13 protein-coding genes are annotated in these 14510 nt (G+C 58.4%); 12 read left to right on the top strand and 1 reads right to left on the bottom strand.

Features of this window, described 5'->3' with window-relative positions; genetic code table 11:
• Positions 1-80: 80 nt before the first annotated feature.
• From ACRZ95_RS16495 to ACRZ95_RS16470, 6 genes are all read left to right on the top strand, one after another.
• Positions 81-1073, top strand: coding sequence for an ABC transporter permease (locus ACRZ95_RS16495; RefSeq protein ID WP_480555242.1), 993 nt, complete (start codon positions 81-83; stop codon positions 1071-1073).
• A gap of 1 nt (position 1074) precedes the next feature.
• Positions 1075-2238, top strand: coding sequence for an ABC transporter permease (locus tag ACRZ95_RS16490; RefSeq protein ID WP_170680128.1), 1164 nt, complete (start codon positions 1075-1077; stop codon positions 2236-2238).
• A complete protein-coding gene (locus tag ACRZ95_RS16485; RefSeq protein WP_170680129.1) occupies positions 2238-4172 on the top strand; it encodes an ABC transporter ATP-binding protein in 1935 nt (644 codons plus the stop codon). Before ACRZ95_RS16490 ends, ACRZ95_RS16485 begins: the two co-directional genes overlap by 1 nt.
• A gap of 96 nt (positions 4173-4268) precedes the next feature.
• The gene (locus tag ACRZ95_RS16480; protein WP_480555240.1) at positions 4269-5456 is read left to right on the top strand and encodes a 2-aminoethylphosphonate--pyruvate transaminase; all 1188 of its coding nucleotides are present in this window, start codon (positions 4269-4271) and stop codon (positions 5454-5456) included.
• Positions 5457-5470: 14 nt separating this feature from the next.
• Positions 5471-6259, top strand: a complete 789-nt coding sequence (gene phnX / locus ACRZ95_RS16475) for a phosphonoacetaldehyde hydrolase (RefSeq protein WP_170680133.1) — start codon at positions 5471-5473, stop codon at positions 6257-6259.
• A gap of 4 nt (positions 6260-6263) precedes the next feature.
• On the top strand, positions 6264-7700 hold the full coding sequence (locus ACRZ95_RS16470; RefSeq protein WP_170556019.1) for a sulfatase-like hydrolase/transferase: 1437 nt from the start codon (positions 6264-6266) through the stop codon (positions 7698-7700).
• A 54-nt stretch (positions 7701-7754) separates the two neighbouring features.
• Here ACRZ95_RS16470 and ACRZ95_RS16465 read toward each other — a convergent pair whose 3' ends face one another.
• On the bottom strand, positions 7755-8588 hold the full coding sequence (locus ACRZ95_RS16465) for an IclR family transcriptional regulator (RefSeq protein ID WP_170680135.1): 834 nt from the start codon (positions 8586-8588) through the stop codon (positions 7755-7757).
• Positions 8589-8834: 246 nt separating this feature from the next.
• On the opposite strand from ACRZ95_RS16465, the gene ACRZ95_RS16460 reads away from it, so the two are divergent.
• From ACRZ95_RS16460 to ACRZ95_RS16435, 6 genes are all read left to right on the top strand, one after another.
• On the top strand, positions 8835-9929 hold the full coding sequence (locus ACRZ95_RS16460) for a TRAP transporter substrate-binding protein (RefSeq protein WP_170380352.1): 1095 nt from the start codon (positions 8835-8837) through the stop codon (positions 9927-9929).
• A gap of 82 nt (positions 9930-10011) precedes the next feature.
• The gene (locus tag ACRZ95_RS16455) at positions 10012-10620 is read left to right on the top strand and encodes a TRAP transporter small permease subunit (protein ID WP_170380353.1); all 609 of its coding nucleotides are present in this window, start codon (positions 10012-10014) and stop codon (positions 10618-10620) included.
• Positions 10613-11977: a TRAP transporter large permease subunit gene (locus tag ACRZ95_RS16450; RefSeq protein WP_170680137.1), complete on the top strand. Its 1365-nt coding sequence runs from the start codon at positions 10613-10615 to the stop codon at positions 11975-11977. The genes ACRZ95_RS16455 and ACRZ95_RS16450 overlap by 8 nt, the downstream gene beginning before the upstream one ends.
• On the top strand, positions 11974-13317 hold the full coding sequence (locus tag ACRZ95_RS16445; RefSeq protein ID WP_170680139.1) for an amidase: 1344 nt from the start codon (positions 11974-11976) through the stop codon (positions 13315-13317). Before ACRZ95_RS16450 ends, ACRZ95_RS16445 begins: the two co-directional genes overlap by 4 nt.
• Before the next feature lie 16 nt (positions 13318-13333).
• Positions 13334-13528 carry a hypothetical protein gene (locus ACRZ95_RS16440; protein WP_170380356.1) on the top strand — a complete coding sequence of 65 codons (195 nt, stop codon included), beginning with the start codon at positions 13334-13336 and terminating at the stop codon, positions 13526-13528.
• A gap of 4 nt (positions 13529-13532) precedes the next feature.
• Positions 13533-14495 carry a 2-hydroxyacid dehydrogenase gene (locus tag ACRZ95_RS16435; RefSeq protein ID WP_170680141.1) on the top strand — a complete coding sequence of 321 codons (963 nt, stop codon included), beginning with the start codon at positions 13533-13535 and terminating at the stop codon, positions 14493-14495.
• Positions 14496-14510 lie beyond the last annotated feature (15 nt).

The raw sequence follows: 14510 nt of genomic DNA, 5'->3' as shown, positions 1-14510 counted from the left end.
GGGTTTGACATTTTCCTCCGGGGCGTTTGCAGCAGACGCCCCGGAGTTTGCAGTCCAAGCTGCAATCTCGGGACAGACGCATGCTCAGATTCACTGCAGAACGACTAGTAGGGATGGCCATCACGATGCTTCTGGTGTCGATGATGGTATTCCTGATCATGGAAATCCCGCCCGGAGACTACGCCGACCGCTACGCGTTCCGGAAATACTCGGGCACCGGGGTCAACGTAACCGAGGCCGATGTGCAGGCCATCCGTCAGGAGCTGGGTTTGGACAAGCCCATGCTGCTTCGGTATTTCGACTGGATCGGCGGTATCGTTCTGCGCTGGGATTTCGGGCAGGCATTTGCCTTTGAAACCTCGGTCACCAAGGTGATCGGTGACAAGGTCTGGCTGACCGCGGGCATCCTGTTCGCGACGCTGATCCTGACCTATCTGATCTCAATCCCCGTTGGGATCTACGCGGCCGTCCGGCGCGGCTCGGCCATTGACTACGGTCTGACGATTTTCTCGTATCTGGGCCTCGCGCTGCCGAACTTTCTGCTGGCGCTGGTTATGCTTTATTTCGCCAACCGCTGGTTCGGTGCGGATATCGGCGGGTTGTTCTCGGCCCAGTATCAGGACGCTCCGTGGAGCGTGGCCAAGGTCTGGGATATGCTGAAACATCTGTGGTTGCCCGCAGTGGTTTTGGCGTGGTCGGCAGTGGCCTATCAAATCCAGACCGTGCGCGCGACCATGTCGGATGAGTTGAACAAGCTATCCGTTACCGCAGCCCGCGCGCGCGGTGTGCCTGAGCGGAAGCTGCTGATCAAATACCCGGCCCGGCTGGCGATCAACCCGGTCGTCTCGACCATCGGGTTTGACGTGAACCGTATCTTTTCCGAGCTGCCGATCGTGGCCGTGGTTCTGGGCCTGACCGAGCTGGGTGAGCTGCTGCTGAAAGCGTATCTCGACCTCGACATGAACGTGGCGGGTGCGATCCTGCTGATGCTGACCTTTGCCATCGTCTTCATGAATTTCCTTTCCGATCTGCTGTTGGCGTGGCTCGACCCGCGCATCAAGCTGGGGGCGTGAAATGACCGATATGACAGATCCCGAAATGACCCCGGCCCAGCGTCGGGCTGCGGAAAAAGAACGTCAGCAGCTGCTGAAATACTACTCGGCCTCGCAATGGACCCTGATCTGGTGGCGTTTCAAAAAACATCGCGCCGCGATGTATGCCTCGATCGTGCTGGGGCTGATGGCGCTGGCCGGCTTGTTTGCCGAGATCGTGGCCCCCTATGGCCCGGTCACGCGCGATACGTCCTATATCGAAGGACCGCCGCAAATCCCGCGTTTTTGCGATGACAACGGATGCTCGGTCGTGCCCTTTATCAACGGCACCAAGACCGAGCGTGATCCGGTTACCCTGCGGGCTGTCTCGGTGCCCGATCCCGAGGTGCGCAACTATTTAGGGCTCTTCGTAAAAGGAGAACCGGTCAAGGTTCTGGGCTTTATCCCAACCGACCGCCACCTGATCGGCTTGCAGATCCCCGACGCCAAGATCCATTTCTGGGGCACGGATGATCTGGGACGGGATGTGTTCTCACGCACCATCTATGCCACACGCACCTCTCTTTCGATTGGTGTGATCGGCGTGCTGATTTCCTTCGTACTGGCGCTGATCATCGGCGGGATTGCCGGGTATTTCAGCGGCCTCATCGACAACGTCATCCAGCGCGTGACCGAGGTGATCCGGGTGGTGCCCATCATCCCGCTTTACATGGGACTGGCGGCCGCCATGCCCAAGGAATGGTCGACCACGCAGGTCTATTTTGCGATGACACTGATCCTTGGCCTCTTTGGCTGGCCGACACTGGCGCGGCGCATCCGGTCGCAGCTTTTGTCGATCCGGAATGAAGACTACGTTGTCGCGGCCCGACTGGCCGGCGCGCGCCCCAAGCGCATCATCGGTCAGCACATGCTGCCCAGCTTCACCAGCTTCATCATCGTCGATCTGGTGATCTCGTTCCCCTACATGATCCTGTCGGAAACCGCGCTGTCCTTTGTTGGCCTCGGCCTGCGCCCGCCATCGGTCTCGTGGGGTGTTCTGCTGCAACAGGCGCAATCGGTGCGCGCGATCGAGCAAACCCCATGGCTGTTCATTCCCGCCGTATTCGTGGTGGTGGCCGTTCTGGCCTTCACCGTGATCGGCGACGGGCTGCGCGACGCTGCTGACCCTTATGCGGAGGCGAAGTGATGGCAAACATCCTCGACGTCAAAAACCTGACCCTGTCTTTCCGCACCGATGAAGGGCTGATCCAGCCGGTGCGCGATGTCTCATTCTCGCTGGAGAAGGGCAAGACGCTGGGCATCGTGGGTGAAAGTGGCTCGGGCAAATCCGCGTCGACCAAGGCGGTGATGCAGCTGCTGCCCGGTATTGCCAGCATCGATCAGGGGTCCGAGATCAACTACGTCATGAAGGGCGGAAAATCCGTCGATCTGGCCAAGGTGCGCCCCCATGACCCGCGGATGGGCGTGATCCGCGGCGGTGAGATCGGGATGATCTTTCAGGAGCCGATGGCCAGCTTTTCGCCGATCTACACCATCGGCAACCAGATCATGGAGGCGATCCAGCTGCATCGCGGGCTCAACAAACGGCTGGCGCGTGAGCTGGCGATAGAGATGCTGGACAAGGTCGGCATCACCAACCCCTCCGCCCGCGTCGATCAGTTCCCGCATGAGATGTCGGGTGGCATGCGCCAGAGGGCCATGATCGCTCTGGCCCTCTCGGCGGGCCCGCAACTGCTGATCGCGGATGAGCCGACAACCGCTTTGGACGTGACCATTCAGGCGCAGGTTCTGCAACTGATGCGTGATCTGCAGGCTGAGCTGGGCATGAGCATGATTTTCATCACCCACGATCTGGGTGTGGTCGCTCAGGTCGCGGACGACATTGCAGTGATGTATAAGGGCGAGATTGTCGAGCGTGGCACCGTGCGCGAGGTCATCAACAACCCGCAACAGGCCTATACCCAGCGCTTGCTGGACGCGGTTCCGAGGTTGGACAAGGTCGTTCCGCCCGCGCCACTGAAGAAGGCCCGCAAGCTGATTGACGTCCACAATCTGGGCGTCGAATTCGAGGTGCGAAAGAAGAAGCTGTTCCGAACCGAGGTTGAAACGGTCCGCGCGGTCAGTGACATCACTTTCGACATCCTCAAGGGCGAAACCGTGGGCCTCGTCGGTGAAAGCGGATCGGGTAAAACCACCGTTGGACGCGCGATGTTGCGCGCCATTGATCCCAGCGAAGGCGAGGTGATCTTTCACCGCAAGAAAAAGGGCGATATCGACCTTGCCCACGCCTCCGAGGCCGAGCTTCGTGCGGTGCGCAGCAAGATCAACATGGCGTTCCATGAAGGCCCGGTTCAGTTGCACAACCTCGGTGGGAACCTGCTACGCAGCTTCCGCCCGGAAATGAGCCTTGTCTTTCAGGACCCGTATTCCTCACTGAACCCGCGCATGACGGTGCGCGATATCATCGCCGAACCGCTCGTGGCCTCAGGCCTGATGACGGACCGGGACCAGATCGACGAGCGGGTGCGCGAGATAGCATCACGTTGCAAGATCGACCTAGAACATTTGCGTCGTTTCCCGCATGCGTTCTCCGGCGGTCAACGGCAGCGGATCTGCATTGCGCGCGCCCTGGTGTCCAAGCCCAAATTTGTTGTCTGCGACGAATGCGTCTCGGCACTGGACGTGTCGATTCAGGCCGAGATTGTCGCGCTTTTGAAGGACGTACAGGCCGAACTTGGTGTCAGCTTTCTGTTCATCGCGCATGATCTGGCGGTGGTTGCGCAGATCTCGCACCGGGTGGCGGTGATGTATCGGGGGCGGTTCATGGAATATGGCCCGACCGACAAGATCTTTTTCAACCCGCAGCACCCTTACACCAAGGCGTTGCTGTCCGCCGTACCGCATCCTGATCCTGACGCCGAATTCAAACCGATCCGCTTTGAGGGCGATATGATCCATCCCGTTGCCTCGAATGGTCCAGACGGTGTGTCGCTGCGTATCCCGGACCAACCCTCGAACGAGCCGATCCAACTGGTGAAAGTGGAGGAGGGGCATTTTGTTGCCTGTCATCTAGACCAGCACGTGACCACGAAAAGGACCAAGGCGCTGGAACCCGCTTAGCCGGTCGAACCACCCTTGCGGAGGTCACTGGAAAACTGTAGCCACACCATAGCTCAAACCTATGTTATGGCAACCTTCATATAGAAGATGAATGACATGATTGATCACACCCAAAGACTGCCATCGCCCCATTTCGGCGAACCGTATCTGTTGACTCCGGGCCCGTTGACCACGTCGCTGCCGGTGAAAGAGGCGATGCTGCGCGACTGGGGCAGCTGGGACGCCGATTTCCGCGCCATTACGGCTGAGTTGCGTAGCCGCCTGCTGGATATTCTGGGGCAGGACAAAGCCCGCTATGGCTGTGTGCCTTTGCAGGGCAGCGGCTCTTACGTGGTCGAGGCGATGCTGGGCAGCTTTGTACCCAAGGACGGCAAGGTGCTGGTGTTGTGCAACGGCGCCTATGGCAAACGAGCGGTACAGACTCTGGGTTATCTTGGCCGTGACTACGCCGTGATCGATATGGGGGACTATCTGCCGCCGCGCGGGGATCAGGTGGCAGAGGCGCTGCAGGCCGACCCCGCGATCACGCATGTGCTGGCCATCCATTGCGAGACCAGCTCGGGCATCCTCAACCCGCTGCAAGAGATCTCGGACGCGACGCAAGCGGCGGGCCGCAAGCTTCTGGTCGATTCCATGTCGGCCTTCGGTGCCGTTCCGCTCGAGCCGCATGTGATCCCGTTTCAGGCCATGGTCAGCTCGGCCAATAAATGCATCGAGGGCGTACCGGGCTTTGGTTTTGTGATCGCCGAAACAGGTGCGATCAAGGCGGCGGAAGGCAACAGCCATTCGCTTAGCCTGGATGTTTATGCCCAATGGGCCGCGATGGAGAAAACAGGCCAGTGGCGCTTTACCCCGCCGACGCATGTGGTCGCGTCCTTCATCGAAGCGCTGCGCGCGCATGAGGCCGAGGGCGGCGTCGCTGCAAGGGGCGCGCGGTATCTTGAGAACCGCAAGACGCTGGTCAAAGGGATGCGCGCGCTGGGCTTTGTCACATTGCTGGACGATGAATGGCTGTCGCCGATCATCACCACCTTCTTCTGCCCAGATCACCCGCGTTTTGCGTTTCCGGATTTCTATAACCGCATGAAAGCGCGCGGATTTATCCTGTATCCCGGCAAACTGACGGCGGCGGAAAGCTTCCGGATAGGCCACATCGGACAGGTCGATGCGCATGTGATGCAAGCGGTCGTTGACACCGCAGCCGAGGAGCTGCGTGACATGGGGGTCGACAGTGCCAGACCCTCGGACGAAACACTCAAACAGAAACAGGTTGAACCTGCCTGACGAAAGGAAAGACAATGAGCAAATTCAAAGCCGCCGTGTTTGATTGGGCGGGGACAATGGTCGATTTCGGATCATTCGCGCCGATGGGAGTGTTTGTGAAGGCCTTTGCCAAGTTCGATATCGAAGCCACGATCGAGCAGGCCCGCGCACCGATGGGCGCGCCCAAATGGGATCACATCCGCTCCATGATGGATATGCCCGAAATCGCCGCCCAGTGGGAGGCAAAATACGGCAACGCGCCCACCGATCAGGATGTCGACAAAGTCTATGAGATATTTGTGCCGATGAACGAAAAAGTCGCCGCCGACTACGCGGATCTGGTTCCGGGTGGCAAAGCTGCGATTGATGATCTGCGGTCCATGGGCCTCAAGATCGGATCGACCACAGGATATACCCGGTCAATCATGGAGAACGTTCTGCCGGTTGCCGCCGCTCAAGGCTATGAGCCGGACAATCTGGTCTGTTCCGACGACCTGCCCGAAGGCCGCCCCGGCCCGCTGGGCATGTATAAGTGCATGGTCGATCTGGTGGCTTATCCGCCTGCGGCGATCATCAAGGTCGATGACACCGAGCCGGGCATCAAAGAGGGCGTCGCCGCGGGCTGTCTGACAGTTGGCGTGTCTTTGTCTGGCAACGCAGTGGGCAAGACACCGGAGGAACTGGCTGCTCTGTCCGCAGAAGAGGTTGACGCGCTGCGCCAGCACGCGACCAAGATCCTGAAGGACGCGGGCGCGGACTATGTGATCGACACGGTTGCCGATCTGCCCGCGCTGATCCGCGAACTGGACGGCGCAGAGGCCTGACGCCATGTTGAAGAAGGCTCCGCGCAATTTTCTGTTCATCGTCATCGATCAGTTCCGCGCGGACCTTCTTACCGGCGCTTTGGGTCAGCATGTGCCGCTGCCCAACATTCGCGCTCTCGCAGAACGATCGGTGCATTTCCGCAACCATCATACGGTTGTGGTGCCTTGCGGCCCGGCGCGTGCAAGCCTGCTAACGGGCCAATACGCCATGAACCACGGATCGGTTCAGAATGGCGTTCCGCTGCGGCGCGATATCCCCAACCTTGCAACGGCGCTGCGCACCATTGGGCGAGAGCTGTTGCTGTTCGGCTATACAGATACGCAGCCTGATCCCAAAGGCTTGCACCCGAATGACCCGGCGCATCTGTCCTACACGGGGCCGATCCCAGGGATCACCGAGGTTACCGAGATGCGCGAGGAAGCGTGGGAGTGGCTCGCCCATCTCAGATCGCGTGGATATGACGTGCCGGATGCGGGCGACCTGACCGCGCTCTACAGACCTAAGAACGATACCTTCGGAGGGCCAGCACTCTATGACGCGCAGGACAGTGATACCGCGTATCTGACCGACCGGGTTTTGGCACATCTTGACGTGCGCAAATCACAGCCATGGTCTGCCATGGTCACCTATATCCGGCCTCATCCTCCGTTTGTTGCCCCTGCGCCGTATAACGACTTGATCAACCCTCAGGGCATCTCGCCACCGGTTGAGGCCACTTTTGAGCATCCTTTTTTCGAAGCCTATCATTCCCGCCCAAGCGGTGCGGATATGTTCTGGGGTTTTGACGGAAAGCAAGATGCCATGACGCCCGAGCAGATCGCTCTCTGCCGGTCCACATATCTGGGGCTGGCTGCCGAGGTCGATCACCATATCGGTCGGATTTTTGAATGGTTGCGAAACGTGGGGCAGTTGGACGACACACTGATCGTGTTGACCGCCGATCACGGAGAGATGCTGGGCGATCTTGGTCTGTGGGGAAAGCAGACCCCGTTCCGCGCCGCCTCGCACGTGCCCCTGATGATCGGGCATCCGGATCTTGCGCCCGAAGATATCGACGTGTTGACCCAGTCAATTGACGTTGCCCCGACGGTTCTGTCGGCGCTTGGGGCGACAACGCCGCCCGAGATGCAGGGCAGCAACCTCTTGGCGCCCGACCGACCCGTCGGGCAAGGGGCCATGGTCGAGCTTGAGCTTGGATCAGAAACCGGCCAAGGGCGCTTTGAAACCGCATGGCAATGCCCACCTGATCATTGCCGCGCCCTCGCGTTTGAGAAAGACGGGTACCGGCTTGCGCATTTCGCAACGGATATCGCGCCGATGCTGTTTGATGTCGAAAATGATCCCGATTGCACCCGGAATCTCGCGCGGGAAGATCTGCCCCGACTGCATCACCTTCGGGCTGAGGCGCTGTCACACAGAATGAGAAAAGGCTCGGTCTGAGGTGACCTCGGGTCCTGACCCCCAAAGCTTAAAACGGTTGAAAAAGCAAAGAAATTAGCTCTGAGGTGGGGAATTTCGGAGCTTTTCAGAAATGCTTGCCGCAGTCTCAACAACCGACGCGGCCAAGGTTTCAAGCTTGTTGTCGGGGAATCTGGTGATGGGCCCAGATACTGAAACGCCAGCGACAACATTCTCCAACGAGTCGAAGACAGGCGCTGCGATACAGCGCAGGCCCGGAAAACGCTCTTCATCGTCGATCGCCCATCCCCTTTGCCGGGAAGTCTGCAGCTCGTCTTTGAGCTGTTGTTTGTCCGTAATCGAGTTGGGCGTCTGCTGAACCAGTGTCAGCGGGGCCAACAGCTTTTCAAGTGCCGCCTCGTCCATGTACGCCATGATGGCTTTGCCGACGCCGGATGTGTGAAAGTAAGCTGCGGTTCCGTTCTTGATCGAGGCGCGGATCGGGTTTTCGGATTCCACCTGAATCAGATACAGCAACTGCCCACCTTCCTCGATGGCGAGGTTCACGGTCTCTCCGGTTTCCTTGGACAGCTTGCGCATCGCGGCTGGCGCGACTTCCAGCAAATTCGAGGCTTCCTCAAACGTATTGCCGATCCGATAAGCCTGCGGTCCGACGCGCCACTTACCATGTTCGGCATCGTTAACCACCATGCCTCGCTGTTGAAGCGTGGTCAGAAGCCGGTGCGCCGTTGCCGTTGGAATGCCTGTCGTTCTTGCGATGTCGACAAGCGTCGCGCCCCGGGCATCTGCGACGGCAATCAGGACACGAATCCCACGATCCAGCGCCCCGACCAGAGAACCTGCGGGCTTTTCTTCATTCGCTTTCAGGCGCGGCCGTCCGCGTCTTGCAACTGTCTTTGGTTCGTTCATTTTTGGCGCGTTTGTCATCTGGCTTGTTGTGAAAAGAGTCTAGCTTGTTCGCAAGTGCAAAAAAATGAAAATAATAAATAACGCAAAATCAATTAGTTGCTCGTATTTTGACGCTCAAAATGAAAGAGTTTCCAAAATATTTTGAAAAATCGCGAATCTGGCTTATCGTAGATTCTATCCGCTGGAGGGCGGGTTTGGTGCCAATGCCGAAGGGATATCGGCGACGGCCCAGTCTAGGGAGGAAACATGACAAAATCTTTGAACCGCAGAAACTTTCTGCGTGGGTCCGCTGTTGTAGGTGCTGGTGCGCTTGCTGCTCCGGCTGTCCATGCGCAGGAAGGAACGACAATGAAGATGCAGGCAGCCTGGGGCGGCGGCATCTTTCTTGAGAACGCGCAATCCTACGTCAACCGAGTCAACGAAATGTCCGGTGGCAAACTGACGATCGAACTTCTGCCTGTGAATTCGGTTGTGAAAACCAGCCAGATGCAGGACGCGGTCCACCGCGGCGTTCTGGACGCGGCGCATTACGTTCCGGCCTACTGGTACTCGAAATCCAAAACAGCATCGCTATTTGGTACGGGTCCGTGCTTTGGGTGGTCTAGCCAAGAGGTTCTGGGCTGGGTGAACTATGGCGGCGGTCAGGAACTGTTTGACGAGCTGATGGGCATCCTTGGCCTGAACGTTGTTTCATTCTTCAACTCGCCCATGCCCGCACAGCCATTGGGTTGGTTCAAAGAGGAAATCACAAGCTCGGATCAGATGAACGGTCTGAAGTATCGCACAGTCGGTCTTGCGGCAGATGTTCTGCTTGAGATGGGCATGTCCGTTGTGCAGCTGCCCGGAGGCGAGATCCAGCCCGCGATGAAGTCCGGCCTGATTGATGCGGCCGAGTTCAACAACCCCACATCCGACCGCGACTTTGGTATGCAGGACGTGTCCAAACACTATCACCTGGCCTCGTTCCACCAGAGTCAGGAGTTCTTCGAGGTCACGTTCAACAAGGACAAGTTCAACGCGCTTGCGCCCGAGCTTCAGGCAATCCTGAAATACGCGTCCGAGGCCGAGAACTCGAACTTCTACTGGAACAACACCAAGCGTTACGCCGACGATCTGGTAACGCTGGCCGAAGAGCAGGGCGTCAACGTGTATCGCACGCCTGACAGCGTGATGCAGGCTCAGCTCGAGGCTTGGGATGTTGTGGTCGAAAGGATCTCGAACGAAGATCCGTTCTTTGCCAAGGTCGTCGACAGCCAGAAGGCCTATGCGAAGACTGTTATGAACTACCTCAACCTCAACCAGCCGGACTACAAGCTGGCGTATAAGCACTACTTCGGCTGAGGCCTGACACCTCATTGAAAACGGAAGGTCGCGCCGGTGCGCGGCTTTCTGAACTGCGGGCGGAACAGGCGAGGAACTGACCTTGATCAAAACAATCCACGCCATCGAAGGGCTAAGCCAATGGGTCGGCAAAGCCTTCGGTTGGTGCATCCTAATTCTGACACTTTCGGTGTCCTACGAAGTGTTCGTCCGGTATGTGCTGAACAAGCCGACCGTCTGGGCGTTCGATATGATGGTGCAGATGTATGGCGCCCTGTTCCTGATGGCCGGGGCCTATGCGCTGGCGCAAGACGCGCATGTGCGCGGCGACGTGCTGTACCGCCTGTTCTCGGTCCGCTGGCAGGCGCGGGTCGATTTCGTTCTGTATATCATCTTTTTCTTCCCCGGCATGTTTGCCCTGTTCTGGTACGGGTGGGAAATTGCCAAGGACAGCTGGCGCTACGAAGAAGTCAGCTGGAACAGCCCCGCCAGAATTCAGATCTATTTCTTCAAAACCCTGATCCCGGTTGCCGGCGTTTTGCTGATGCTGCAAGGGCTTGCCGAGATGGCAAGATGCTGGCTGGCGATGAGAAATGGCGTCTGGCTCGACCGTCTGGATGACGTGCGCGAGACCGAAGACATGCTGATGGAATCAACCGTCGACCGAATTCATACAACAGGCACCAAGCAAGGAGGTCGCAGCGATGACTGACCCACAAGTCGCCATCCTGATGCTCAGCCTCTTTATTGTACTGGTGCTGTTGGGCTTTCCGATTGCGTTCACACTGCTCGCCATGGGCGTCGCGTTCGGGTACTACGCCTACTACCAGTCCGCGCCCGAGAGCATTGCGGACATCTTCAACAACAACATCTTCTACCTGCTGAACCAGAACACCTATTCGGTGATGGAGAATGACACGCTTGTTGCCATCCCCTTGTTCCTGTTCATGGGCTACGTGGTCGAAAGGGCGAACATTGTCGACCGGTTGTTCTTTTCGCTCTACATGGCGGCCCGCAACCTGCCCGGATCTCTGGCGATTGCGGCTCTGCTAACGTGTGCGGTTTTCTCGACAGCGTCGGGGATTGTGGGCGCAGTTGTCACCCTGATGGGATTGCTGGCCTATCCGGCAATGGCCAACGCGGGGTATCAGCGCAGTTTTGCTTCGGGCGTGATCTGCGCCGGTGGCACGTTGGGCATCCTGATCCCGCCGTCGATCATGTTGATCGTCTACGCCGCCATTGCCGAGCTTTCTCCTCTGCGCCTCTATGCAGCGGCGGTCTTTCCGGGCCTCATGCTGGCGGGTCTCTACATCGTTTACGTCATGGTGCGTGTCTGGCTGAACCCGTCGCTGGCCCCCAAACCGCAGGAGGATGATGTTCCGCCAAAACGGCTGATCTACATGGACCTGCTGATCTCGTTCGTGCCGTTGACCGTTTTGATCCTGCTGGTGCTTGGCTCAATCCTCGGCGGTCTTGCAACACCGGCCGAAGCGGCAGCGATGGGTGCCTTGGGCGGGCTTGTGCTGGCAATGCTCTACCGGTCGCTCACCTGGGACAAGGTCAAGCAAAGTGTCTTCCTCACGGCCAAGGCCACTGCCATGGTGTGCTGGTTATTCGTGGGCTCGTGGACCTTTGCGTCGATCTTTTCATATCTCGGCGGGCATGACGTGATCGAGCATTGGGTTGTTGGTATGAACCTTCAGCCCTGGCAGTTCCTGGTGCTCGCGCAGCTGATTATTTTCCTGCTGGGCTGGCCGCTTGAATGGTCTGAAATTCTGATCATCTTCGTGCCGATCTTCCTGCCCATGCTCGAAACGTTTGGCGTCAACCCGTATTTCTTCGCGATGCTGGTGGCTCTGAACTTGCAGACCTCATTCCTGACACCACCGATGGCTATGTCGGCCTACTATTTGAAGGGGGTCCTTAAGAACCAGATCCAGCTGATGGAGATCTTCCGAGGTCTGATGCCCTATCTGGCCATCGTGATCCTGTGCATGGTGCTGATGTATCAGTTCCCCGGTATCGCGCTGTGGCTGCCTGACTACCTCTTCGGGGTCTGGGTGCCATGACCAAACATGATCTGTCATTGTTCCCGGCGGTTGAATCCGCCGAGGGCATTCGGGACGGGCGTATCTTGTCCGAAGCATTGGTTGAGGACTGTCTCAAACGCATCGAAGAGACCGACAGCACCATCCGCGCTTGGGCTTATCTGGATGCAGGCGTAGCGCTGGATCAGGCGCGTGAGCTGGATCGCATTCGCAAGGCCGGACGGGCGACAGGCCCCTTGCACGGCGTGCCCATCGGGCTAAAGGACATTGTCGATACAAAAGACATGCCCACGCAGCGGGGCACACCGATCTTTTCGGGTCGGCAGCCGGAGGCAGATGCTAGGCTCGTAGAGTGCTTGCGCGAGGCCGGCGCCGTTATCATGGGCAAGACCAAGACGACCGAGCTTGCTTTCATGCATCCGACCGACACCACCAACCCTTTTGATGCGACCAGAACACCGGGCGGCTCGTCCAGCGGATCAGCGGCGGCCGTTGCGGCCAGACATGTGCCTCTGGCCATCGGCACTCAGACCGGGGGCTCGGTCATCCGTCCGGCCTCATACTGCGGCGTCTATGGTTTCAAACCCACGCGCGGAATGATCTCGCGACATGGGGTTTTCAGGACGTCGGTCTCTTTGGACCACGTTGGGGGGTTCGCCAACACGCTGGAAGATATCGCTCTGCTGACAGACGTGGTCGCCGGATATGACCAGCGCGACCCCGCCAGCTTTGCCCGGCCGCGAGCGGATATGCTGTCCGGCGCGCAGGCCGAGGTTCTGGTCGAACCGAACATTGCCTGGCTCGATTTTCCGTTCAACGACCGCCTTGATGCAGATGCGCTTGAGGGGCTGAACGCCGTTATCGAGGGGCTTGGTGGAAGGGTCGAGCGTTTCTCGGTATCGCCGCAACTGGCCGATCTGATCACCGTTCACAAAACAATCTATGACTTTGAGATTCGCCAGAACATGGCCGAAATCTCGAATGCGCATTGGCCGGAGCTCAGCCCCGAGATGCAATCCGCAATCACCCGCGGCGGAGATATCAGCGAGGCCCAGTATGAAGACGCCTTGGCCGTCATGGCGTCCGCTCAGGGCTTCTTTGCCGAGTATTTCAATGAATTCGACGCAATCCTGGCCCCGGCAGCAACCGGTGAAGCCGTGCCGCTGAGCGCGGGCCATACCGGAGATTCCGTTTTCTGCCTCACTTGGACGCTGGCGGGTTTGCCCTGCCTCACGCTGCCTTTGTTGGTGGGGCAGAATGACCTGCCCATTGGTGTCCAGCTGATCGGCGCGGTCGAAGAAGACGATCGGCTTCTTCGCACTGCTTCTTGGGTTCAAAGAACCCTCAGAACGCAAGAATAAAAGGGAGAGTAATCCTATGTCACGACTGACAAATATTCTCATGGGCCTCATCGGCACCGGCCTGATGATGGTGTTCGTTCTCGGGCTTGCCCACAGTATCTCGACCGGGTTCGCCGGGTTCTGGGGCGGTTTTCCATTCTTGTGTATTGCGGTCTTCGTGATAGCCCTTGCGCTGTACAATTTCTGGGAAGACGCGATCAAAAAGGACTGACCCCATGAGCGATAGACCTGTTCTCTGGCTACCGCGTCGGGTGTCCGATGCCACGATTGCGCGCGCACGACAAGGCTATGACGTGATCCTGAACGAGGCCGACACGCCAGGCACTGCAGACGAGATCATCGCCATGAGCGCGAAGGTCGACGCGATGATGCCCTGTCACTCGGAACATTTCTCGGCCGAGGTCGTTTCAAAGCTCAATCCAAGGCTGAAGATTTTGGCGAACCATTCAGTGGGCGTAGATCACTGCGACCTTCCGGCGCTGGCGGCGAAGGGGATTGTTGTGACAAACACGCCTGACGTCCTGTCGGATGCCACGGCTGAGCTTGCGATATTGCTGATGCTGGGCGCGGCGCGGCACGCGGTCCGAGGGGATCGCCTGATGCGCACCGGTGCCTGGGACAGCTGGAGCCCGTCTTTCATGGTCGGCAAACAGGTCACCGGCGCTCGGCTTGGGATTGTCGGTATGGGTCGTGTGGGCCGCGCGTTCGCAGAAAAGGCGCGCGGTTTTGATATGGAGGTTCACTATTTCAACCGCAGCCGCCTGTCGCCTGAACAAGAGCAAGGCGCGACATATCACGACAACATCGACACGTTGTTGACGGTCGCGGATTTCCTGTCGCTTCATTGTCCTGCAACACCTGAAACTGTGAACCTTATGGATGCCCAAAATCTGGCAAAACTGCCTGGCGGCGCGGTTCTGGTGAACTCTGCGAGGGGCGCGCTGGTTGACGAAGACGCTTTGCTGGGCGCAATCGAAAGCGGCAAGCTGGCGGCCGCCGGTCTTGATTGTTTCAAGACCGAACCGGGTGGAAACCCAAAATTCGCCGCGCATGAAAACATCTTCATGCTGCCGCATATTGGCAGCGCCACAACCAAAACCCGAGACGCTATGGGCTTTCGTGCTTTGGACAATCTGGACGCCTTTTTTGCGGGTCAAATACCGCGAGACCTTGTGTAGTAGAGGATTTAACTA

This window comes from Ruegeria sp. AI3 (assembly GCF_056541245.1).
The sequence above is the reverse complement of the archived record's forward strand: the minus strand, read 5'-3'. Positions and strand labels throughout refer to the sequence as shown.